The sequence below is a fragment of the Paraburkholderia sediminicola genome, assembly GCF_046027355.1.
In the GTDB taxonomy this organism is placed as follows: domain Bacteria; phylum Pseudomonadota; class Gammaproteobacteria; order Burkholderiales; family Burkholderiaceae; genus Paraburkholderia; species Paraburkholderia sediminicola_B.
The window spans coordinates 79,644-101,958 of the sequence record NZ_JAQQEK010000016.1 but is presented as its reverse complement, the minus strand read 5'-3'; the positions used below and the strand labels follow the sequence as shown (position 1 = coordinate 101,958).

The 22,315-nt window shown below is 59.5% G+C and carries 23 protein-coding genes; 11 read left to right on the top strand and 12 right to left on the bottom strand.

Annotated elements, in window-relative coordinates; translation table 11 throughout:
- Positions 1–101: 101 nt before the first annotated feature.
- From PQR42_RS25850 to PQR42_RS25840, 3 genes are all read right to left on the bottom strand, one after another.
- Entirely contained in the window at positions 102–779 is a 678-nt protein-coding gene (locus tag PQR42_RS25850; RefSeq protein ID WP_408389688.1) for an NADPH-dependent FMN reductase, read from the bottom strand.
- Positions 780–929: 150 nt separating this feature from the next.
- The gene (locus PQR42_RS25845) at positions 930–1,661 is read right to left on the bottom strand and encodes a nitroreductase (RefSeq protein ID WP_408389690.1); all 732 of its coding nucleotides are present in this window, start codon (positions 1,659–1,661) and stop codon (positions 930–932) included.
- Positions 1,662–1,740: 79 nt separating this feature from the next.
- A complete protein-coding gene (locus PQR42_RS25840; protein ID WP_408209303.1) occupies positions 1,741–2,712 on the bottom strand; it encodes a LysR family transcriptional regulator in 972 nt (323 codons plus the stop codon).
- A 318-nt stretch (positions 2,713–3,030) separates the two neighbouring features.
- On the opposite strand from PQR42_RS25840, the gene PQR42_RS25835 reads away from it, so the two are divergent.
- Positions 3,031–3,375, top strand: coding sequence for a hypothetical protein (locus PQR42_RS25835; protein ID WP_408389692.1), 345 nt, complete (start codon positions 3,031–3,033; stop codon positions 3,373–3,375).
- Positions 3,376–3,395: 20 nt separating this feature from the next.
- Positions 3,396–4,295 carry a hypothetical protein gene (locus PQR42_RS25830; protein ID WP_408389694.1) on the top strand — a complete coding sequence of 300 codons (900 nt, stop codon included), beginning with the start codon at positions 3,396–3,398 and terminating at the stop codon, positions 4,293–4,295.
- Positions 4,296–4,362: 67 nt separating this feature from the next.
- Here PQR42_RS25830 and PQR42_RS25825 read toward each other — a convergent pair whose 3' ends face one another.
- Positions 4,363–4,644 carry a hypothetical protein gene (locus PQR42_RS25825; protein WP_408389696.1) on the bottom strand — a complete coding sequence of 94 codons (282 nt, stop codon included), beginning with the start codon at positions 4,642–4,644 and terminating at the stop codon, positions 4,363–4,365.
- A gap of 330 nt (positions 4,645–4,974) precedes the next feature.
- Here PQR42_RS25825 and PQR42_RS25820 point away from each other — a divergent pair, with 330 nt between their 5' ends.
- Positions 4,975–5,154, top strand: coding sequence for a hypothetical protein (locus tag PQR42_RS25820; protein ID WP_408209060.1), 180 nt, complete (start codon positions 4,975–4,977; stop codon positions 5,152–5,154).
- Positions 5,155–5,337: 183 nt separating this feature from the next.
- Positions 5,338–6,510: a porin gene (locus PQR42_RS25815; protein ID WP_408209057.1), complete on the top strand. Its 1,173-nt coding sequence runs from the start codon at positions 5,338–5,340 to the stop codon at positions 6,508–6,510.
- Positions 6,511–6,646: 136 nt separating this feature from the next.
- Here the strand turns inward: PQR42_RS25815 and PQR42_RS25810 are convergent, their stop codons facing one another.
- Positions 6,647–7,633 (bottom strand): LysR family transcriptional regulator, encoded by a 987-nt coding sequence (locus PQR42_RS25810; RefSeq protein WP_408493938.1) that lies wholly within the window; start codon positions 7,631–7,633, stop codon positions 6,647–6,649.
- A 556-nt stretch (positions 7,634–8,189) separates the two neighbouring features.
- Positions 8,190–8,753 carry a PadR family transcriptional regulator gene (locus tag PQR42_RS25805; RefSeq protein ID WP_408209052.1) on the bottom strand — a complete coding sequence of 188 codons (564 nt, stop codon included), beginning with the start codon at positions 8,751–8,753 and terminating at the stop codon, positions 8,190–8,192.
- Positions 8,754–8,862: 109 nt separating this feature from the next.
- On the opposite strand from PQR42_RS25805, the gene PQR42_RS25800 reads away from it, so the two are divergent.
- From PQR42_RS25800 to PQR42_RS25785, 4 genes are all read left to right on the top strand, one after another.
- The gene (locus PQR42_RS25800; RefSeq protein WP_408209049.1) at positions 8,863–9,768 is read left to right on the top strand and encodes an NmrA family NAD(P)-binding protein; all 906 of its coding nucleotides are present in this window, start codon (positions 8,863–8,865) and stop codon (positions 9,766–9,768) included.
- 483 nt (positions 9,769–10,251) lie between these two features.
- Positions 10,252–11,922 (top strand): class I adenylate-forming enzyme family protein, encoded by a 1,671-nt coding sequence (locus PQR42_RS25795; protein ID WP_408493936.1) that lies wholly within the window; start codon positions 10,252–10,254, stop codon positions 11,920–11,922.
- A gap of 84 nt (positions 11,923–12,006) precedes the next feature.
- Positions 12,007–12,462 (top strand): TerB family tellurite resistance protein, encoded by a 456-nt coding sequence (locus PQR42_RS25790; RefSeq protein WP_408209043.1) that lies wholly within the window; start codon positions 12,007–12,009, stop codon positions 12,460–12,462.
- 370 nt (positions 12,463–12,832) lie between these two features.
- Positions 12,833–14,008 carry an FUSC family protein gene (locus tag PQR42_RS25785; protein WP_408389702.1) on the top strand — a complete coding sequence of 392 codons (1,176 nt, stop codon included), beginning with the start codon at positions 12,833–12,835 and terminating at the stop codon, positions 14,006–14,008.
- Between the two features lie 361 nt (positions 14,009–14,369).
- Here PQR42_RS25785 and PQR42_RS25780 read toward each other — a convergent pair whose 3' ends face one another.
- Together PQR42_RS25780 and PQR42_RS25775 are read right to left on the bottom strand one after the other, a co-directional pair.
- Positions 14,370–16,100, bottom strand: coding sequence for an FAD-dependent oxidoreductase (locus PQR42_RS25780; protein ID WP_408389704.1), 1,731 nt, complete (start codon positions 16,098–16,100; stop codon positions 14,370–14,372).
- A gap of 222 nt (positions 16,101–16,322) precedes the next feature.
- A complete protein-coding gene (locus PQR42_RS25775) occupies positions 16,323–16,628 on the bottom strand; it encodes a DUF4148 domain-containing protein (protein WP_408389706.1) in 306 nt (101 codons plus the stop codon).
- Between PQR42_RS25775 and PQR42_RS25770 the strand changes: the two genes are divergently transcribed.
- Positions 16,627–16,827: a hypothetical protein gene (locus PQR42_RS25770; protein ID WP_408389708.1), complete on the top strand. Its 201-nt coding sequence runs from the start codon at positions 16,627–16,629 to the stop codon at positions 16,825–16,827. The two genes, PQR42_RS25775 and PQR42_RS25770, sit on opposite strands and share 2 nt — an antisense overlap.
- Positions 16,828–16,902: 75 nt before the next feature.
- Entirely contained in the window at positions 16,903–17,325 is a 423-nt protein-coding gene (locus PQR42_RS25765; RefSeq protein WP_408209030.1) for a VOC family protein, read from the top strand.
- A 25-nt stretch (positions 17,326–17,350) separates the two neighbouring features.
- On the opposite strand, the gene PQR42_RS25760 is transcribed toward PQR42_RS25765, so the two are convergent.
- Positions 17,351–17,872, bottom strand: a complete 522-nt coding sequence (locus tag PQR42_RS25760) for a GlcG/HbpS family heme-binding protein (RefSeq protein ID WP_408209028.1) — start codon at positions 17,870–17,872, stop codon at positions 17,351–17,353.
- Positions 17,873–18,215: 343 nt separating this feature from the next.
- Between PQR42_RS25760 and PQR42_RS25755 the strand changes: the two genes are divergently transcribed.
- The gene (locus PQR42_RS25755; RefSeq protein WP_408389710.1) at positions 18,216–19,229 is read left to right on the top strand and encodes a TIGR03571 family LLM class oxidoreductase; all 1,014 of its coding nucleotides are present in this window, start codon (positions 18,216–18,218) and stop codon (positions 19,227–19,229) included.
- 81 nt (positions 19,230–19,310) lie between these two features.
- Here the strand turns inward: PQR42_RS25755 and PQR42_RS25750 are convergent, their stop codons facing one another.
- The 3 genes from PQR42_RS25750 to PQR42_RS25740 form a co-directional block, all read right to left on the bottom strand.
- Positions 19,311–20,255, bottom strand: coding sequence for a LysR family transcriptional regulator (locus PQR42_RS25750; protein WP_408389712.1), 945 nt, complete (start codon positions 20,253–20,255; stop codon positions 19,311–19,313).
- Between the two features lie 299 nt (positions 20,256–20,554).
- Positions 20,555–21,169, bottom strand: coding sequence for an HD domain-containing protein (locus tag PQR42_RS25745; RefSeq protein WP_408389714.1), 615 nt, complete (start codon positions 21,167–21,169; stop codon positions 20,555–20,557).
- Positions 21,170–21,260: 91 nt separating this feature from the next.
- The gene (locus PQR42_RS25740) at positions 21,261–22,310 is read right to left on the bottom strand and encodes a patatin-like phospholipase family protein (protein ID WP_408209018.1); all 1,050 of its coding nucleotides are present in this window, start codon (positions 22,308–22,310) and stop codon (positions 21,261–21,263) included.
- Positions 22,311–22,315 lie beyond the last annotated feature (5 nt).

Here is a 22,315-nt window from a genome sequence, read left to right as displayed (position 1 = left end):
GCGCTTGTGTCGCGTCGACACCGGTTCCACTTCAATCTGGAAGCTGGAACGCCAGACTGATATCACGCCGGGCGCGTTGAGTTGCGCCCGGACACCGACAATCACCTTCTGGTCAGCTGCTTTGTCACGCCAACGAGGCCAAGACCGACACGTCGCACTTCGGCGTCCGCCCTCTCATCGGCGAGTCCGCCATTCTCGGCAAATGCCTGATGGGCAGAACCCAGCGAGAACCCTTGAGGAATCAGGATCGCGCCCAGCTTCTCAAGGACACCCCGCATTCCGAGCATTGCACGAATACCACCCATCGGTCCCGGCGATGCCGAAACAACCGCTGCTGCCTTACCTGCGAAGAGTGTCAGGCCGGAACTTCCCGTCGTGGTCGGCCGGCTTACCCAGTCCAGCATGTTCTTGAGCACAGCGGTGTAGCCGCCGTTATGCTCAGGCGAAGCGACTAACAGCGCGTCGTGTTCGGCGAACAATTCCTGCAGTGCTCGAACACGCTCAGGGACACCATGCCCACTCTCGACATCAGCGTCATAAATTGGCAAGGGAAAGTCTGCGAGTGTGATAAACGTGACCTCCGAACCATCCGTTCGTGCCGCAGACGCGGCTATTTCCAACAGTTTTCGATTAAGGGAATCACGGCGGGTACTCCCACAAAAGGCAAGGATCTTTACTGTCATATTCTGAGAAGTAGTGGAGTCAAAAAAAGGTTGAGGTGAACCGATTGAACAATTGCTGGCTGATCCACATCGTGTGTTCAGATGAACCGTGATCATGTCGCATACACACGTTGGGACACCATGCCCGGTGCGCATGGCTCGCGGGTTCTTCGGCAATGCGAATGCGTGCAGCGCAACTGCAACGCACGTGGATTCTGAAATTGGAGAACGACTGGTTGACCGGTCGAAAAATAACGGTCTTCGACTCTATGCCTCTTCGTCGAAGCCGACAAACGTTGCAAATCTTTCGACCGCCTCGCGCGGAATAGCGAGTCTGTTGACCGCTGAATCGTGGTCTGCGTAACCCAGCGACATACCGCACACCACGTCAAAGCCAGGCTCGAGTGAGAGATGCTCTGCGATGATCGTCTGATAGCGTACAAACGACACTTGCGGGCACGTATCAAGGCTTCGTGCGCGGGCTGCGAGCATGACCGTCTGCAGAAAGAGACCATAGTCGAGCCAACTGTACTTTTTCAGTCTCGCGTCGATCGTGAAGATCAGGCCGACCGGTGCCCCAAAGAAACCAAAGTTTCGACCTGTGGCGCGGGAGCGGCCGGCGACGTCCGCCTTGTCGATACCAAGGGCGCCGTAGTATCGCGCGCCGAACTCCTCCTGCATCGGGCGATAAGCCTCCGGCATGGGGTCTGGAATATGCTGCAGCGGCGGATGCAAATCCGCGACATGGGCGCGCACAAGCGCCTCACTCAGCGACTCCTTACTTCGTCCGCGCAGCACGTGAACCCGCCACGGCTGCATGTTCGAGTTGCTTGGCGCTGTGCGCGCGACATCGAGAATGTCAATGATGTCTTTCTGTGAGACTGCATCGGGACGAAAAACACGAACGGCTTTCCGTGACCGGATAACCGAATCGACGACTTGAGCGTCCGAATGCATTTGATGACCGGTCTCCGCGGCGTTAGGGATATCTATATGCATAGTGTCCCCATGATGGCATAGCCAGAAGATCAGGCGCGGTGAAAAGACTGCAAGATGATCTTGAAGGAAACGGGACCGGCTAGCTTCGAACCTGCCTGCCGATGTCGAGTATCTGGGCCCGCAGCCACTGCAACGCCGGGTCGTGGGCGTTTCGCGCATGCCACACCGCTCTGACCGCGGACTCAGGAGGCGGGTACGGCGTCGCCCGCGTTTTCAGCTCGCCGTAGCGCTCGAACTCGCGTCCTAATGGGGAAGGTACGATGGCGAACATCTCACTGTGACGCAGCAATGCAGGGATCGCCAGCGAATGAGCCACAGCGAGCCTCAGCCGCGGTCGCGCCGATCCCTCTGGAAAGGCATCTTCCAACGCCTGCCGATCGAACATTTCCGACTGCCGCGCCAAACCCCGTTCAACGATAAAGCCGCCAACAGCCCCCTCTTCCGCGCCACCGAGCGAGACGGCAACAAGTGGGTAGCTCAACAGGTCGTCGTGAGTAACCGTACGTTCGCCAATGGGATGATCCTGACGCATCACCAGCACATCTCTCTGCTGCCACACCATCATCGACTGAAAGCGCGGGGGCACCTCCGCAAAAATTCCAATGGCGATGTCGATCCGGCCGATGTCGATTTGCCCGGCGAGATCCAATCGCGTGGAAGGTCGTATCACAAGGTTCACCATCGGCGCTTCGGCGGCAAGTCTCTGACTGAGACGGCCGAGAAGAAGCATCGTGATGTAGTCGTTCGCCGCGACGACAAACTCACGTTCAGCGACGTCGGGCCGGAACGGCTCATCGCCCAGCGCCACTTGAATCTGGTGGAGCGCGTTGCGCAACGGCGATGCCATTGCGACTGCACGCGCGGTCGGCTCCATCCCCTTCGAGGTCCGGACGAACAGGTCATCCTCCAGTGCGTCCCGCAACCGCCCAAGTGCGTGACTCACGGCGGACTGGCTAAGATTCAACCGCTTTCCGGCAAGGACCAGATTGCGGTCCTCGAATACTGCGTCGAATACACGCAAGAGATTAAGGTCGATCCGGCCGAGGTTCATATTTTTGACTGGTTGGCGTTGCAGTCGGATCATTTTACTCGTGGTAACTCGCGCTTCGGCGACTACACTGCGAAGGCATCGACACAGGAGGATATGGGACGCGTCGGTGGCCGCTAAACTATCGTGGAAAATCGTGCCAGGTCGAAGCGTCGCGGGTTTCCATAAAACCATTTATTAAGTTTAAAGATTTTCAATTTGCAGTCGATATATCGACTGCAGCCGCTTGTCGCGCAGATGACCTCAATCCTGCAACGAAAAATAACAAAGCACGGCACTATGACCACCTTATCGTCATTGAACGTAGGCGTTCCTCTAACGGTGACGCCATCATCGAGTACGGCGAACAGCCTTGCTTCGACAGCAAGCGTCGTATCGGAAGATGCCGTCACCGGGACCGGGTCGACAGTTGTCACGATTCCCTACGCGGGCGTCGAATCGCCCATCGTGTACACGCAGCACGGAACGCTGGCGGGTACGGGACCGACCATCACCTGGGCTCACCGCAACACCGATGCCGTATCTCTGACGATGGCGGGCGACTACATGGCCGGCACGATGTCCGGGCAACTCTACAATCTGGGAAGTGCGCTGCTCGATCGCTTCAAGACCACGGGTAGCAATTTCTCGCAGTCGGTCACGATCGCTTCGGCGGGCGCGGTCTGACCCAGTACGACACGTCGGTATTGTCGTCGGTGAATATGCAGTTCGATGTGACGGGCGACGGCCCAAACAACGTGTCAGCCGATATCTCGCTGGACAGTTCAGCAAGGAGCGTGAGCGTCACGGACTCGGCCGGCACGATCAACCTCAAGGTCGATACGAGCGATTCCGCAGTCTGGGGCTCGGGCGCGCAACGCAACCAGGCCATCGCAAGCTATCTGGCGCAGTTCGACAACGCCGACGCGAAAGGTCACGGGAACACCGCGTTGATGTCAATGTTCAAAGACGCGTTCACGCAACTGAACAGCGATTATGGGACGTCGTCGCAACAGCTTCCCGATACGGCCTATGCGCCGTGGCTGGCCCAGTCGGATCATGCCATGTTGACGGGTCTGGCCGATTTCACCGGCTCGATGACCGATAACCCGGTGTCATCCAATCCGATGTTGGTGAATCAAACGGATACTTTTTCCTATCAGGTCTCGCAAAGCACGCGAACCGAAGGCAATCTGCTGGACGGCAAGATTTCGCAAACCCAGCAATCGCATCTGCAAGCGACTTACCACCAGGCGCTAGCCGGCGGCACGCTACGACTCGACAAATCGTTAGCGTCACAGAACTACGACTATGTGCAGATCAACGACGACGCAAGCAGCACAGTCAACATCGCAACGAAACGCGGCAAGTTACTTCAGGCGACGTTGAACCAGGCGTCCAATCAGTCTGTACGACAATCCGAGTACGTGAGAGGCGTGCTGGTGTCGGATGTCACCACGCCAACGAACACGTCGGATTCGAAAGATCTGCTTACCTTGCTAAAACCTTTCTTTGACGATAACCAGGCCGCACGGAACAGCAGTACATGGCAACAGACGCTTTCGGGCATACACGGGATGATTTTGCTAAACGAGAGTGCAAACTGAAATAGCCCGCGGCAACAAGAGTTCGGTCGCGGAGCGCTCGCTGACTCGCGCCCCGCGACCGGGCTTATCAATTGCCGCGATACATCAAGCCGACGCTATCAGGCGAGGCAGGCCCGCCAGACTGTGATCTGACCGATTCGTTACCACCAACGCCACTACTGTTTTCGTCAACCATTCTTGGCGAGCTTACTTCCGCGGCCATCGTCTGAGCGCTTTGACTGCGCTGCGCTGCTGGCTCGCCGACGTCCGGGCGATAAAAAGGTGCAGGGCCGTAACCGCTCGCAAACGCGGGAGCAGCCAGCGAGGCAGAGCTTGCGACTAATAGAGCAACGATAAATTTCGTCTTCATAAGGACTCCAATAATAAATTTGTTGAATACTCGAATGCACCCTGATCGGGTCCATTTTCGGCGCGCTATTCAACGTTGATGGGAAGAGGCAAAGGGCCTGCCGCGCGCTGACAAAGAGGCTCAAACGAACAACGCATTTCCCCTGGAATGTGAGCAATATTGCTGACGCCGCGGCGAAAGCACGAAACCGGTCGTCGTTGCGCCCGCAGCTACAAATGCACGGGCTATGCCAAGCGCGATCCGCTCATCCCATGAGCGACGCTAACCACCTGAAAATAAACAGGAGTTGATCTCAACCACAAAGGTATTTCGCGAGATTGAAAAGCCGCGATGTCTGACTGTATCGAACGCTTTTTTGAGCCGCTGTTTGCGGCAGTCCAACAAGGTTCGCGCATCGTGCTCCTGATGCACAAACGAACGCGTCAACGTTCACAACCCGCATTTGCCATGCAATCGGCCCCAGATCTTTTGTCAGATGTTTCTGTGCGCACGCAGATCATTTCGATTTGATCCATGTGTGAAATCCGTACTTCACGGACCGATCTACGTTCGATGCGAGTCGCTTTGAAACGAAATTGGCACGCAAAAGTGTCAGAATTTAGCGACAGAAATTTGTTTTTGCTTCGGTATCCCAGGGTGTGGGGTTACGCTCAACTTCGCAACAGCAACCTAACCGTCTGCGTGGAGAAATCGATGAAACGAATCGCTCTATCTACCGTTTCGCTTGCGCTGCTCAGCGCAACCGGCGCAGTACATGCACAAAGCAGCGTTACCCTATACGGCGTCATCGATGAAGCGTTCCAGTTCGTGCACAACGCCGATCCGGCGGGCAAGAACCTGTACCAGTTGGCTGGCGGCAACCTGCAGGGCAACCGCTGGGGCTTGAAGGGCACGGAAGATCTCGGCGGTGGCCTGAAGGCAATCTTCCAGTTGGAAAACGGCTTTGACATCAACAATGGCCAGTTGAACCAGGGTGGTCGCATGTTCGGCCGTCAGGCATACGTCGGCCTTGCACATGAGGCATACGGTACCGTGACGCTTGGCCGTCAATACGACCCAGTCGTCGATCTGGTTCAACCGCTAACGGCCGACAACTATTTCGGCAGCACGTTCACCACTCCGGGCGACGTCGACAACAACGACAACAGCTCGCGCACGAACAGCGCGGTCAAGTACACCTCGCCAACGTGGTCTGGCTTCCAGTTCGAAGGCATGTACGCGTTCGGCGGGGTGGCAGGCCAGACGGGTTCGCAGCAAACGTGGTCGGGTGCGGCAACCTACGCAACGGGCCCGTTCAGCGTGGCAGCAGGCTACATCCGCATGAACAATGCCAACTCGAGCGTGATACGGCCGAACAACGCCTTCACGAGCACGTCTGACGGCACGATCGATTCGATCGTCAACGGGGCATACGCAACGGCGAAGTCGATCGGCATCGCTTCGGTCGCCGTGCAATTCGTCACCGGCCCGTTCACGGCCAGCGTGCGTTACAGCAATGCGCAATACAAGCCTGACGGAGCGTCGACGTTCGTCTCGACCGAGCGCTACAACGTGGCCGGCGGCTATTTTGGCTACCAGGTGACACCGGCTGCGTTGCTGGGTCTCGGTTATACCTACACGCACGGTTCAGGCGACACGTCTGCATCGTACAACCAGATTTCACTGGGTGCGGACTACAACCTGTCGAAACGCACGGACCTTTACCTGGTAGGCGCCTGGCAGCGCGCGAGCGGCACGCAGCGGAACCCGCGCAGCTCGCCACCGCAGCAGCTACAACCCGCGGTTGCCTCGGTGGCCGACTACGGCTTCACGGGAGATTCGCGCACGCAAGAAATCGTCAGCCTCGGTATTCGTCACAAGTTCTAATCAGAGCTTGTTGCACGGCTGAAGCAAGACGCGGTCAAAGACCAGCGACAGGCGCAAGCCGGTGGCTGGTCTTTTTTCTTGAGTGAAGCGTTTTACCGCTTTACCCGTCGAGGAACCGCGTTGGTCTGGGGGAGTGCTAGAGAGCCTGGTTTTGCGTGACGTTGCCCGGCATCGTGCCATCGTCGCGAAACGTCGTTACAAGCCATGAGAATGCGGCCTGGTCATTGGCAAGACGTTGCGGCAATGCTTCCTTGAGAAACTCGACCCATGTCCTGATTTTTGCATCGAGATGCCGGGCAGAAGAATAAAGCACGTAGGCATTGCGTGCCTTCATCCTGTACTCGGGCAGGACACGCACCAACGAGCCAGTGCGCAATCCGGGCATCCCAACCGAAACCGGCAAAGGACCAATGCCCAAACCTGCCTGAACGGAATCATTGAGCATGTCGCTCAGATTGCACTGAAGAACTGTGTGGCCAGCCGAAAATGCTTCATGTCCATTTGGCCCGTCGAACATCCATTGATTGGATGACAGGTCGTCGGCAAGACGCACACATCGATGTTGCTTGAGATCAGTGAGTGTTTGCGGCACTCCGTACCGCGCCAGATAGTCCGACGACGCGCACAGGATGGACGACGTCGCACCAAGACATTCAGAGGCCATGCGCGGCTCAGGTGGATTCGAGGAGCAAAGAAGTAAGACGTCATAGTGGCTGAGCGGTATTTCCGTTACCTGCTGTGCCAGCGTTACGCTCACCGAAACCTGTGGATATCGCTCTTGATAGCTTGAAATCAGATGAGGCAGATGGTGCCGATCAAAGCTGGCGGTCACGCCGATCTTAAGCGTCCCGGACGGCTCGGAGTTCAATCCCAGGGCCTCCGCCTCCGCTTCTGCCAAACGCGTGAGAATCGCTTCACAGTGAAAAAGGTACCGCTCTCCTGCTTCAGTCAATGCCACCTGCCGAGTGGTTCTATTTAGCAGGCGAGTGTTCAGGTGCGTTTCAAGGTCCGCTATGGCGCGCGAAACCTGAGGCGTGCCAATCGCCAGTTGTTGAGCCGCCGCCGTAAAGCTGCCCGCGGAAGCAACCTGAGCAAAGGCACGGATGCCCTGCAGCATATCCATCGTTGGTTTCCGATCCAGTCGGCTTCACGGTGTTGGTCAATGCCTGGTATTGAACCAGTCAGGACACTTCACGAAGTGTATGCCTACCGGACACCGAATGCATCCACCTTGAACTGTGGGAGCACTGTTGCAGGGGGATTTAACGAATGGACAACAATGTATGTATATCAGACATGCACAACGCTCCGGGGAACGGTGCTTCGCAGGTTGTAGAGACGACGGACCGCGAAGTCATTGCCCTGTATGTGTATTAGTACGTGCGTGACACACTCAGCCTTCGAGACGTCGTTGAAATAGTGGCGAAGCGGTTCCGCGTACAACGACCCGTGCGCCGGATCAAACGCTTCACGCACGAGATCGTCAAGCGTTGAAATCGATTTGCGAGATCGCCTGGTCGTTCATGTCGGGTTGGCGAGACGCACGTGAAGGTTCCCGGCGAATGGATCTATCTTTACCCGCGCGGTCGACCGGGCGGATAGACGGTTGACTCCATGGACTGCTGACGGTCGCAAGCAGTCCTGGTTGACTGTGGGGCACGCCTGAATTCGGCCTGACATCAGGCCGGCCTGCGAGCGATCACGTCCTCCACCTCGTCACACCACGCGATATAGGCCTGTTCCGCCAGCACCCCGCGGCGCGCCACCAGCAGCGGTCCAAGCTGACGCTCGGTCAGCATGGCCTGTCTTGCGAGAAAGAATTCGAGTTGGACCTGGTGGTCCGCACGCACCTCACGGATCTGCTGCAACGCTGTCTCGCGCGGAAGCAGATCGAAGCACAACACCCGCAGTATCTGTTCGTCCTTGATGGCGGGGCGCGGCGAACCGTTAGCCACCCACGCCCTCAGCTTGTCGAGTCCAGCATCAGTCATGCTGTAGATCGAGCGTTCCGGCCCGCGCGTTCCGGGCAAGCGCTTCGATTGGATGAGTTCGTCCTTCTCCAGCTCGCGCAAAGCGGGGTACACCGAACTGTGCTCAACCGACCAGCAGTGCTGACCGACCACCTGCAGCCACTTGGTCAGTTCATAGCCGGAACGCGGCTCGTTGTATATCCCGGCAAGAAGAACATTTTTCAGCGGCTTTTCCTTGCTCGCTGCGGCTTCCTTCAGATCACTCACTCGCATTGCTCCTGGATTGCGTCAGCGCGCACATGATGACTATGTTTTTTTTGACATAGTCAAAACGGCGTGCCACTATGTATTTTCCTACATACTCGATGTTATCAGGAAGGCCATGTCCCAAGAAACTATTCTCGTCACCGGCGCCGCCGGCAGCGTCGGTTCGACCGCGCGCTCGGCCATCGCCATCCTGCTGGAACAAGGCCATCGTGTGCGCGCCATGGTGCGCAAGCTCGACGCCCGCGCCGACAGGTTGCGTGACCTGGGCGCCGAAGTCGTGGTCGCCGACATGCTCGACATCGTCGCCGTGCGCGCAGCCATGCAAGGCTGCTCGATGGTGTACTTCACGATGTCGGTTTCGCCCGACTATCTGGAAGCGGCCGCCAATGTCGCGGCCACAGCCAGAAGCCTCGGGGTGAAGGGCTTCGTGAATCTGTCGCAGATGACGCTGTCGCTGATGAGCGAGACAGAGACCACCGGCAGCCCGCAACAGAAGCAGCACTGGCTTGCAGAGCAGATGCTGCGCTGGTCCGGCCTGCCGGTGGTCTATCTGCGTCCAACCGCTTTCTTCGAAGGCTTGTTCCTGCCGGCGGCCAATGGCATCCGCAACGACAACACCATCCGCCTGCCGTTCGCCGACGGCAAGACCTCGCCGATCGCCGCCGCCGACGTCGGGGCAGCCGCCGCTGCTGTGCTGGCCAACCCGGAACCGCACATCGGCAAAGTCTACGAATTGACCGGCCCGCAGTCGCTGACGATGACCGAACTCGCACAGGAATTCAGCAGCGCTCTGGGCCGCACGATCCAATACTTCAATGTGCCGCCGCAGATCTGGGAAGCGAAACTCCGTGAGCTCCAACAGCCGGCGCATCTGACCGCGCATTTGGTCGTCATGGGGCAACTGCATCGCGACAACCGTTACGACCGCATGACCGACACCTTCCAGCAGTTGGTCGGCCACGCGCCGATTTCCGCCGCCGAATTTGCTCGCCGCCACGCGGCCGCGTTTACGCCTGCCTGATCCTCTCTTTTAACGGCAACCGACGATGGAATTCGTTCTCGCTTTTCAACAGCCATCGAACGCGTGTGAATCCACGCCGATCCGCTCAAGGCGGGCAGAGGTTTTGAACTTGGCTGACCGTGGATCGTTAGACATCAGTTGAAGTCCAGGACGCGTCAACCTCACATACTAGGCTCCTGCAGTCATACCGGCCACGCAAGCCGAACATATCGGCTTTCTGCTTAGTTAGCCAAACGAAGGATCTCATCATGTCGACGATCCGCTTTCACTACAAGACCCTTGTGAAGCCCGAGCAGTCTCTCGCCGGCCTCACGGACTTCGGGCCTGGTCGCTCGAAGCTCTTTGGCAACAGCGCCAGTGAATACCTCAAGGTTCATCAGCGTGGCCGACCGCCTAATTCTCCGCTCATTTTGCAAACGCACAATGCTTCACAGCACAGCCTGATTCACACATCGAATCACGCACCACTGGAGCGGAGCAATCATGCAAAACGACGGGAATGCAGCCTTTCGGCCCTATGTTGACGCCTTACTCGATCAACTGGAAAACCAATCTGATCGTGCAGTCTTGCGCTATCTCGATCATGACGTAACGGGCAGGATCCTGCGAAGCGCAATATTTCGCTATGCGCGGGCGCTTGCCGCGCTCGGCATCGGCCAGGGCTCCCTGGTCGCACTGCTCGCCCCCAATTGCCCGGACGCGCTAGCGATTCGCTACGCAGCAAACCTCCTGGGTTCGGCCACGATGTTCGTGCCTGCGTCTGCGAATGCCGAACGGCGCGCAGCCTTGCTGACCCGCATCCAACCGACGCTTCTCGTAGCCTTCCCTGAAACACTTCACCACATTCCCGTTGCGATGGAGGGCCACGTGGTCTTCGCGTTCGTCGGCGTCGGTCCCGCATCTTCACGCCTGGACACGCTCGCGCAAGCGCAGTCGGATCAGCCGTTACGCAGACGACTGAGGCCCGATGACCTCGCGGTCGTCGTCTCGTCGGGCGGCACGACGGGTGTGCCGAAATGCAGCCGACGGTCCTTTGCGACATATTCGAAGATGGTCGGCGCAGCGAACGACCAGAGCCGGCGTCAGCTTATCAATGGCCCGCTCGCCTACCTGTCGCAAGTGCTCGTCGACACCACGCTCATCGGCGGCGGTACGGTCGTGCTGAAGCGTCGATACGATCCCGCGGAGACGCTCGCGACAATCGAATCGGATCGCATCACCGACGTGCTTCTGGTCGAGCCTCAGCTATTCGAAACAATGGACCACCCAGACGTCGGCCGGCGCGACCTGTCGTCGCTGCGCTCCATTGCGCACATCGGCGGGTCAGCGCCCGCGGTACTGCGGCAACGCGCGATCGCGCGTCTGGGTCCTGTGCTCACTCATATGTACGGTGCAAGCGAAACAGGTCTCGTCAGCATTCTGCCGCCATCCGCGTACGAGGCGAATCCGGACCTGCTGGCTTGCGCGGGCCCCATTCGACCTGGCGTCGAAGTACGTTTGCGTCGCGCCGATGGAACGCTGGCGCGCGCGGGACAATGCGGAAACATTGAAGTCAGGTCGGCCGCTGTGGCAGACGGTTACTACCATCAACCCGTCGAGGAGGCACAAAAGTTTCAGGACGGCTGGTGCCTGACTGGCGACGCCGGCTTCATCGACGAGGCAACCGATCTGCACGTTCTCGGCCGCGCGGCCGATGTCGCGGAGATCGACGGACTGGCGATCGGCCCCACCCAGATCGAAGACGCCCTGTGCCACTTGCCTGACGTTCGCTACGCCGTGGCGCTGGCCGCAAACCAGTCTGCCGGCAAATACGGATGGAACGCGCTGATCGAACCGTGGGTCGCCGGGCAGGCGGACGTCGCGCAATGCATGCGCAGGCTCGAAATCGCGCTCGGCCCGTTGGTCGCCAGGCGGATTCATATCGTCGTGGCAGATCGCGTGCCGCTTACTGAACAGGGGAAAGCAGACCGCAACGCAATCGAAATGATCCTGCAAGGCGACTCGAGGTCGAGCCACGCCCCGCTTCGATCGGTCGCAATCTCGTCGCCGACTGGCGGCTGGGCGGTCGCCAGAATGCTTCCGCCAATGAACCCCATCCGGCCGCATGACACACCCATCATTTCGTTTTCCTCAGTTAGCGAACGCGTGAGGTGAACTGAATTGTCACGGCGATTCACCTGGAACATCTCAGGATTCATTTCGCCGATCTGTTCTTGCCGATATAGAGAGGAGTAGCAAATGCGTCACTATCAATGCAACAGTCCCGAGGCAGCCGGCCGCATCCTGGCGGCATGCCTGCTATCCGATGGACACCTCAGCCTCACAGAACTCGAGGCGCTCGATCGCTGCGGCATGGAAAGGCGCCTGTTGTTGAATCGACACCGTCTGCTCTCGATCGTGCAAACGCTGTACGAAGACCTGACGCGCTCCGGATACCTGAGCTGGAGCGACGTATGTCAGGTCGATCCCACGACGCTCGCCTGGCTCGCGGCTGATGTGCAGGACCGGCGACTCCGGCGCGACATCATGGAGTTGTGCAGCGAAGCTGTCATGGCGGACCGCGGCCACTGCGATCGCGAAGCCGAGTTCCTGAGACTGCTGGGCGACGCGTGGCAACTTCCGGCCCGTCCTGTCCGGCAAGATGCGTCAACGGGCACGTCCGCTTCGTACCGTGCAAGAATCAGCGGAAGATGATGGGCGTTTCACGTCACCCCGTCTGACGTGACCTCCTGAAAGCCCGGATCAGCCGCCCATTCGGATCCGCCAGGCCGTGCGCCGGATAGCGCATGGCCTGTTGCACCGCCAGTCATATAATCTGCAATGGCCGCGAGGATGACTCGACGTCAGTGTCATCATCTGCGCGATCGACGGAGGGCGGTTCCACATGGATCACTATGTCTTTTCTGCCGTTGTGCTTGGCCTCATTGTTTCGGGTGCGGCGCTCGGGCCGCATGTGCGCCAAGCCTGGCAGATCACCATTGCTCGGAAGACTCGCTTACCGCGATGCGGCAATGCCGCGGGACTATGTCTCTCGCGTTGGCGGTACGAGACTGCGGTGGCATAGATGACGCTCTTCGGCACGCTTGCTCAGATTAGCCGGACGGCTCTATTCGGGCTCGGGCGTGAACTGGCGGCCTGGAAGCCTTCCGGAGCGCGCGCGACATTCGGGGCCGAAGCGATGCTCTCGGTCGCACTCTCTGTCGCGCTTGCCAACGCGTTGCATCTATCAGACACGTGGTGGGCCGCAATCAGCGGCTTCGCGGTCATGCAAACGAGTTTTGCCGGCTCCATGCAGCGTGCCGCACACCGCATCATGGGTACGGTGATAGGCGCCGCGCTGGGAACCATGGCAGGGCCCTGGATTGGCGACCGCCCGTGGCTATTCGTGCCCGCGTTGGGGGCGATCGGCGCTGTCGCGGTGTATCGAGCCAACGGGTCCAAAGCGGCCTACGCCTGGATTCTGGGCGGCGCGACTGCCCTGATGGTGACGTACGAAGCGCACAAGTTCGCGTCCGTCCGCGCGACCGCAATATTTGCGGCGCTGCGGGTCGCCGAGGTCGCGGTCGGAACACTGGCTTGCCTGCTGGTGGCGAGCGTGTTTCATTTCGGGCCGAAGTGGTACCGAAAGAACAGGACGCCATTGGCGGCTTCAGTCGCTCGTGCAACGGGCGATTCGGGCGTGCCTTCCGCTGCGGTTTTGACGCCGCCATTGGAATCAGCGCGCTCGACCCGCATGCTGCTGTGCTTGCAGGCCGCGCTGTCCATCACGATCCTCGCATCCCTGACTTACGTTCTGCATCTGCCGGGTTTCGCGCAAGCAATGGTCACGGCGATCGCGGTGCTGATCGTGCCGCCGGGCCTGGCAGCTGACAGAACGCGGCAGCCGGTCATGGAAAAGATGGTGCAGCGCGTGGCCGGCTGCCTGCTGGCCGGTGTGATCGGCGTGGCGCTGCTCCCTCTGATGCAGGGGCAAGCAGTGCTGTGCATGCTCGCGCTGTCCATCGGCGTGTGGGTAGGATGTCACGTGCAAACGGGACGGGAAGGCGCAAGCTACGTGGGCCGGCAATTCACCATCGCGTTTATCATGGTATTTGTCCAGGATCATCATTGGTCATCCGACCCGCTGCCAGCGCTCATGCGGCTATCCGGCATTCTCGCCGGGATAGTTGTGTTGGCAGCGGTGATGCTCGTGACCAGCCGGCTGTATATTCCGCCCATGCCCCAGGATATAAGCCGTTAGACTCGTATGCACTTCGTATTGGCTGTACGTGGATCGCCTGATTCGTGAATGTCGCGATGGCGGCCGCGGCCCCAATCGTATTCAGCGTTGCCTCTTTCAGCGAAGCGTTACCGTGTTCAGCGATTACCAGAATCGCCCTTTCATTCGTCTCCGTTTTATCGGTGATGGGCGTGATCAAAGCACCTTGGCTTCGGTCTTCAGCTTCTCGACCAGCGTCGCATGCCCTGCGGATGCCGACGACGCGAGAGAGCAACGCGAGGCCGGCATTCGGATCACACCGTGACCTGACTCAGGCGTGGAAAACCACGCCGACTCGACGTCAAACCCGTCTGAATGAGATGCCACGTGTGCGCGAATACGCTCACCGCGCACCGGCCAGGAAACCGTGAATCTGCGCCACCACGGCCGCGCCCTCACCCACTGCCGACGCGACACGCTTGGTCGATCCTGAACGAACGTCGCCGATGGCAAAGATACCCTCGACGCTCGTCTGCAACGGCATCGAATGAACGCCCGCCTCCCCAAGATCGGTCCCCGTCAAGACGAACCCTTTGCTGTCGAGTGACACGCTGCATGTCTTGAGCCATTCAGTATTCGGTTCCGCGCCAATGAATACGAACAGATGATGTGCCGTCATGCTTCCTTCAATACCGCCGGCACCGCGGTAGTGCACGCGCTCGAGGCGCGCCGCCCCCTCGAGCGCGGTCAATTCGATGCGCGTATGAAGCGTCACGTTCGGCAGCGATGCGACACGTTCGGCCAGATAGTGCGACATGCTGTGCTCGAGGCTCGCGCCGCGAATGAACATATGCACATGCTCGGCGTGTGATGCCAGAAACACCGCCGCCTGCCCCGCGGAATTGCCGCCACCTACCAGCAACACCGGTTCCTTGCGGCACAGCCTCGCTTCGATGGGCGTAGCCCAGTAATAAACGCCACAGCGTTCGAAGCGCGGGAGATCCTCGACATCAGGTCGTCGATACTCCGCACCACTGGCGATAACCACAGTGCGCGTGGTGATGCGGCGGCCATCGGCAAGTTCCACGACAGGCGGTTGCTTGTGGCAATACAACGCCTTGACCTCGCACGGGATGCCGATATGTGCACCGAACTTCTGCGCCTGGACGAACGCGCGGCCCGCGAGAGCCTGACCGGTGATGCCGGTGGGAAAGCCCAGGTAGTTCTCGATGCGTGCGCTCGTACCGGCCTGGCCGCCGGGTGCGCGACAGTCGAGCGCCGCCACCGACAGTCCCTCGGATGCCGCGTAGACGGCCGCCGCCAGTCCCGCCGGGCCTGCGCCGACGATCGCCACATCGTAGACGTGTGTCGGATCGAACTCGGGAATCAGTCCGAGGCAAGATGCGAGTTGCCCCTCGTCGGGATTTCGCAGCACCGTACCGTTCGGACAAACGACAAGTGGAAAGTCATCGGGCTGCGGCGTCAGGCGTTCGAGCAGCGCAATGGCTTCGGCATCCTGCTCGGCGTCGAGCGTCATGTTCGGAAAAGAATTGCGGCGCAGGAAATTCTGCAACGCGAGGAGTTGTGGATGATTGGATGAGCCGAGCAGGACCACACCTTGGCCGCGCTCGATCACGAGGACACGCCGCAGAATCAGGGCGCGCATGATCTTTTCGCCAAGATCGGCTTCACTGATCATCATGGCGCTGAGTTCGTCGGGCCGCACCAACACCGCTTCGACATCTTCGACGACATGCGCGTCGACAACCGCGGGCTTGCTCGAGAGCTGCGTGACATCCGAGGTGAACTCGCCGCGCTGCGTATAGGTGTGAATGATCCGTTCGTGGCCGAGGCCATCACGGCCGACTATCCGGACTTTGCCCGACAGCAGGACGAACATTCCGGGGCAGAGACTTCCCGCACGGTAGAGCAATTCACCTTTGACGTAGCGGGACAAGCTGCCGAAGCGGCGCACCTTGTCGACTTCCGCATCGGTGAGGACCGGAAACATCTGTTGGTAGCGCGGATGATCGCGCACGCTCGGGTCATCGGCGAATGCGTCGTCGATACGGCTTTCGTCTGCGGACGGCTGAGGGATGGGTGTACCGCCTTCCAACCCCGATTCGTTGCTCATCGCGGCTTCTCCTCCAATGCTGATGGGCACCGCCAGAATGACGGGGCGCGACGACCGCCTACGCGATTGCAATGAAAAGAGTAATCGAGTTATCGCCGCCGGCCAAGAATTCTTGCATTGGTTCTTTGCGTCCGCGCCGGACTTTATGGATGAGCGTCATGCGCAAGCCCAGGACGGGACGGCGTGACGACCGCGTCCTGGTACAAGGAGAACCATCACCGCTCAGCGGCTATACATTGCATTCCAGTCCGCAGCCGACACGCCGCTACCCGACTGGGATGCGCTGCTCGACGCGCCACCGTAGTTGCTCGTCGATGCATCGCGTGCCGCCACCTTCGCTTCGGCGGCCTGGATTGCATCAGGATAGTGCGTCGGATCGCCGTCACCGACGTGGTAACCCACACTCTCCAGTTGCACGAGTTCCGCGCGGACCTGCGCACGTGTCGTGTGCTCCGTCGATTGAGCGAACGAAGCAGCGGGAATCACAAAAGCGCTGGCAATAAGGACTCCACGGATAATTGATTTCATGGCAAACACCTCGATAAATGTTGGAACCTGCCTGCAACAAACTCAGTTGTTTGAAGCGGTGAATGAAGTCTATGCTTCAACCTTGTCGGGGTTAACCCCCAATCAATCAAGACATCGTTTACCGGGTGCGCGTGAATGCACGCAACGACTGGCTCGCAATGCACGACTGAGCGTCCCGATTACATCAATCGCGATCTGATTGCGCCGCCCCGCGCGTCATCGATCGACATTGCTTTTCTGCGGTAGCATCATCACCACAACCCGGAGGCTCGAAATGACTGCGAAACCGCTGACGCTTGGCATCGATCACATCGGCTTGACCGTTCGCGATCTGAATCTCACTCGCGACTTCTTCATCAATTGTTTGGGATGGACGCAAGTTGGCGAGAAGCCGGATTATCCGGCTGCATTTGTCTCCGACGGGCAGGTGATGCTGACGCTGTGGGAAGTGCAGAATCAAGCGAGCCGCGTGGAATTCGATCGTAAAACGAACGTGGGCCTGCACCACCTGGCCCTGCGCGTCGGCAGTGAAGCAGCGCTCGAGGACGTGTTCTCCAAGGTGTCCCAATGGCCCGGTGTCGAAGTTCAATTTGCACCCGAACCCTTGGGTGCCGGCCCGAAGCGGCACACGATGATTTTTGAACCGGGCGGAATTCGGCTCGAGTTCGACTTCGACCCGCGAGTCCCGGCCGCCTGAGCGCGCACTGTTACGAGGAGCAGGCTCAGTGCGGTAAGCGGTCCGCGACTTTCGCCACACCCGCCGCAGCGCATACTTCGTCCTTGTCGCCGCCGGGCGCGCCGCCGATACCGAGCGCGCCCACTATCTCTCCGTTCACCTTGAACGCCACCGCACCCGGCAACGCCATGACGTTGTGCACGGTCGCGAGTTGCGGTGCGTACGGACTCGTCTTCATCAATTCGAAAAAGCCACTCGAGCGCTCAAAGCCGAATTCCGGCCCTAGCGTTACGACGGTGAACGCTTTACGCATGCTCGATTCAGCGGTGTGCACCGTGCTCCTGTCTCCGCGCAGTACCACTTGCGGGACGCCATCCATATCGAGCACCGTGGCGGTCACCCAGTAGTGCTTCGTTTCGCACACGCGAATCGCTTCTTTCGCCGCGTCGAGAGCGACGTCGAGCGGCAATGTGTAGTGGTAGCCGGACATCTGCGATTCTTGCGCCTGAATGGCCGGCGACATGAGCGACGCAATACATAGTGACGCGGTCAGACTAAAACGTTTCATGATTACACCGTGCGGCGCCGCCACGACGCCGTTTTAACAGATCGGTAAAGCGCGGTAGTGCGCACATAGAGCCCTGGTACATATGGGCTGATAAAACCGGCATGCGGTCCAAGCGAACTATAGGAGTCGCGGCGGCTGTTTGGCACGACCTCTCGCTGAACAACAGTTTTTCCTCGATGGAATAAATGCTTCCGGGAGGACGTATTGGTTGTTTTGCGTACGCCAGATGGAAAAGGTCTTGTGAACACGGTTGTTGACTCCGTGTATCAAGTGTTGTTTGCATGGCTGCGTTTTTCCCGGACGAGAAAGTGCGTAATCTCGCACCACGCTCTGAGGAAACGCCATGGATATGTCCGTCACACCTGCTCGCATCGACGCAGCCGCAGCCGCAGCCACGATTCGACTTGAATCGCATCCGGGATACAGCCGCGTATTCCAGCCGCACGAACTCACTGTCGGGCTGATTCTGCCGCTGGAAACACACCCTGGCATGCCCCATCCCACGATGCGCGACCACATTTCGATGGCGCAACGCGCGGAGAGCCTGGGCGTCGCGGCATTATGGGCACGCGACATCCCGTTCTTCGATCCCGCTTATGGCGACGCCGGGCAGATTTTCGAGCCGCTGATCTATATCGCGCAACTCGCTGCCGCCACGCACAACATCACGCTCGGCACGACGGGCATCGTGCTGCCGATGCGCGAGCCGCTACTGTTGGCGAAACAGGTCAATTCGCTCGATCAACTGACGGGCGGACGCGTTGTGATCGGCATGTCGAGTGGTGACCGGCCGTCGGAGTATCCCGTCTTCGGCATCGACTTCGAGACACGCGGCGAACGGTTCAGAGACGCCTACGGTGTCTATCGGAATGTCAGCGAACGCGCGTTCCCGCAGTTCGCCTCAGCGCGCTTCGGACAGTCGTCGGGTGGGCTGGATATGCTTCCCAAGCCGCCGTATGGCCGAACGCCCGCCATTGCCGTCGGCCGCTCGCAGCAAGCGTTGCAGTGGATCGCCGAGAACATGGATGGTTACCTCGGGTTCGTCCCGGATCCATCCGAGTTGCGCAGCTTCACGGAAGAATGGCGAAGCCTCACACGGTCCGCCGCCAACACGACTGCATTCAAACCACTCGCCTTTGGTGGATTCCTTTATTTGCATCCGAAGCCGGATCATCCGTTTACACGAATTCGCGGTGGATTCGCCATAGGCAGCCGTGCGTTGAGAGACTTTCTTGAGCAGGCGCGAGACGCCGGTGTCAATCATGTCGCACTCAACCCTCGGGTCACGCCGCGCCCGTATGCCGAGATACTCGATGAACTCGGCTCGATCGTGCTCTCCGCTTTCCCTCCTCAATGACGGCACCTCGGCGACTGTAACGTTGTCGCTGTTCAACTCCAGCACCGTGCCGCGCCGTTCTTCAACATGTGTAGCGGCGATCTACGCCTTGACGGGCGTCGTCCCGACAGCAGCCTGGTCGGCGCTTAACGCTTGTGCGATCGAGTCACGCAAGAAATCAATCCATGTTCTGATCTTCGCGTCGAGGTACTGGCGCGATGCATAGACCGCGTAAATATTCAGAAGCTGAAGATGATAGTCGGGCAGGACTCTAATCAGGGAGCCGGACTTGAACGCCGATCTTATCGTCAACGTCGGCAGCGCACCGATGCCCATGCCTTCGTGCAAGGCGGCCGCCATCGCATCGGGTACGTTGACCTTGAAGCGGGCGTTCTGCAGCCGGAATTCACGCTCTCCATCCGGACCGATCAGCAGCCAGCGTTCGGACGGAAAAATAGGCATCGCCACTTGCAGACAAATGTGATGCGAGAGATCGTCGACGGACGTGGGTGTGCCGTGCTTCTCGAGGTACACCGGCGCCGCGCACAGCACGCTGTAGACGGTCCCGAGCTGATGTGAAATGTAATTCGAGTCAGGCAAAGCATCCGGTGACACCCTGAGCGCGACGTCGTATCCCTCTTCGAGAAGATCGGGCACGTTCTGCGACAGCGTCAGATCGACGGTCACCGACGGGTAGCGCTCCTGATAGGCAGCGATCGCAGGCACGACATAGTTCTGCCCGATACTCGCCATGGCGTGCACCTTCAGCGTTCCCACCGGCTTTGCATGGGCGTCGGAGGCTTCGGCCTCCGCCTCCATCACCGAGGCGAGGATCGCATGGCAGCGGTTCAGATAGCGCTCGCCGGCTTCCGTCAGCGCGATCCGGCGTGTCGTGCGGTTCAGCAATCTCGTACGCAAATGCGCTTCGAGCTCGGAGACCGAACGGGACACATAGCCTGTCGTCGCATCGAGTTGCTGTGCGGCGGCCGTAAAGCTGCCGGCTTCCGCGACCTCGACGAAAATCTTCATGTTACGGAACGTATCCATACGTGCGACTCCACCGACGAGTTAAGGCTGCATTTGCCATCTTATCGCCAGGGGCGTCGACCTATGGACTGTTCTTAAGCTGCTACGCGACGCCGTGCCCGCCCGGCCGCAAGCATTGGCACGGCGCATCCGCTACCACCGCCACGAATAAAAACCGAAAATCTCGCGGAGTTTGCCGCCTTGAAGATTCGCAGCATGTTTTCTACGAGAGTCGTGCGAGGCGAACTCAGTACTTGCGTCGATCGCGCCGGTCAGGAGACCCTTGCCGAGCAGGCCAGCCCCGCGCCGCCGTCTCCCAGTCATTGCGGCACAGGCAGGCTAAGACGCCACATCAGATTGCCCCGCGCGTTCGTTTCGCAACGGGCATGGAAAAAATCGGTGTGATAGATGCGCGGACGTGCAAGCAGATTGCCCAGAATCGTCCGTTCGTGCATGTCGTAGGCGCGGTCGTCAAGGTCGGGACGTTCCGCTCTCAGGCGCACCCCATCCTCGCGAAAATGGCTGCGTCGAGCGCCCAACACCGCGAGGTCGATATCGCAGGCAAAGCGATCGTCCAATCCGGCCGGCACACGCTTATGCTTCGTCGCCAGGATCATTTCGCAGATGCGCTCGCCCGCGGCGATACGGTCATCTGCCCATTGCCGGAACCAGTCCGCGCTGCATTGCTCGTTGTCCCGTGCGCCGGGAACGTAGATCACGTCGTGACACCAGAGCGCAAGTTCCACGACATCGGGATGAGGAATCGCGCCACGCGCCTGGTCGAGATCGCGCAAACAGCGGCGGACATGACGCAGCGTATGGTAATGACGCGTCGGTTCGGCATACAGCTGCACCAGCTCGGCATAGGCAGCCTCGCCGCGCAAGCCGCCGCTGCGTGACCACAATGCGATGAAGCGCGCCTGCGTCTGACTCATTCCCGCCCCTTTCCACCATGCACGGATGTGTAAGCGTCCGGCGCCGCCCCCATCATGACCTCGTTGCTTTGCGCCGATCGACTCGCAATGCTCAAAGAAACTCCTCGCGAATGTCGATACTCGAGCGTTGTCCAACGTTCCGGTAGTGATGCGTGAGCCACGCGTCGGCCTCGCGCCGCCCGTTATCGCGCAGGCCGCAAAGGAAATCCCAATCGGCGTTGTACTTGCTGGACACGCTGAGCGCGCACATGGCCTCGTCGGATCGAATGGAATGGATCAGCATCTCCTTCATCTCGCCACCATCCACTTTGCCTTGCTGGATCAGATCGGTGACGAAGGCGATCGCGCGCATCTCACGCATCAGCGACGAATTGAAACTGATTTCGCTGACGCGGTTGAGAATATCGGCAGCCGTAATCGGCACGCCCCGGCGAACGAGCGGGTTGATGTGGACGATCACGACGTCGCGCGTCTTGCAGTGGTAAATCAACGGGTAGATGGCCGGATTTCCCATGTAGCCGCCGTCCCAGTAGTGTTCGCCGTCGATGCTGATCGCCTGGAACAGCGTCGGCACGCATGCGGATGCGAGCACGGCGTCCGCACAGACATCCTCGCCTGTGAAGAGGCGTATTTTCCCCGTCTCGACGTTGGTCGCGCACAGATACAGATGGATCGGACATTGTTTTCGCAACTCGGTGAAATCGACCTGACTGTCCAGCACTTCGCGCAGCGGATTGAGGTTGTTCGGATTGAACTGGTAGGGCGAGAAAATGCGCAGCGCCATGTCGGCGAACGCATAGAGCGGCGAATGATCGAACCCGAAGCTGTGCGTCCCTTTCAGCCACGGCATCCAGCGCAACGGGTTGTAACGCTCGGCGGATTGCGCCACGGCGTACCAGAAGTCGTGCAGCGCCTGCCGTGCGCCGTCCTCGCCCCCTTTCAGCAGCCCGTACGCGAGCACCGCGGCATTCATCGAGCCGGCGCTGGTCGCACTCACCCCTTCAATCGCAAGCCTGCCGTCCTCGAGCAAACGGTCGAGCACGCCCCACGTGAACGCGCCGTGCATCCCGCCTCCCTGCAAAGCCAGCGCGATCGGCTTGTGCTCGTCATCGCCGCGACGTCTTGTATTCTTCGTCGTCATTTCCC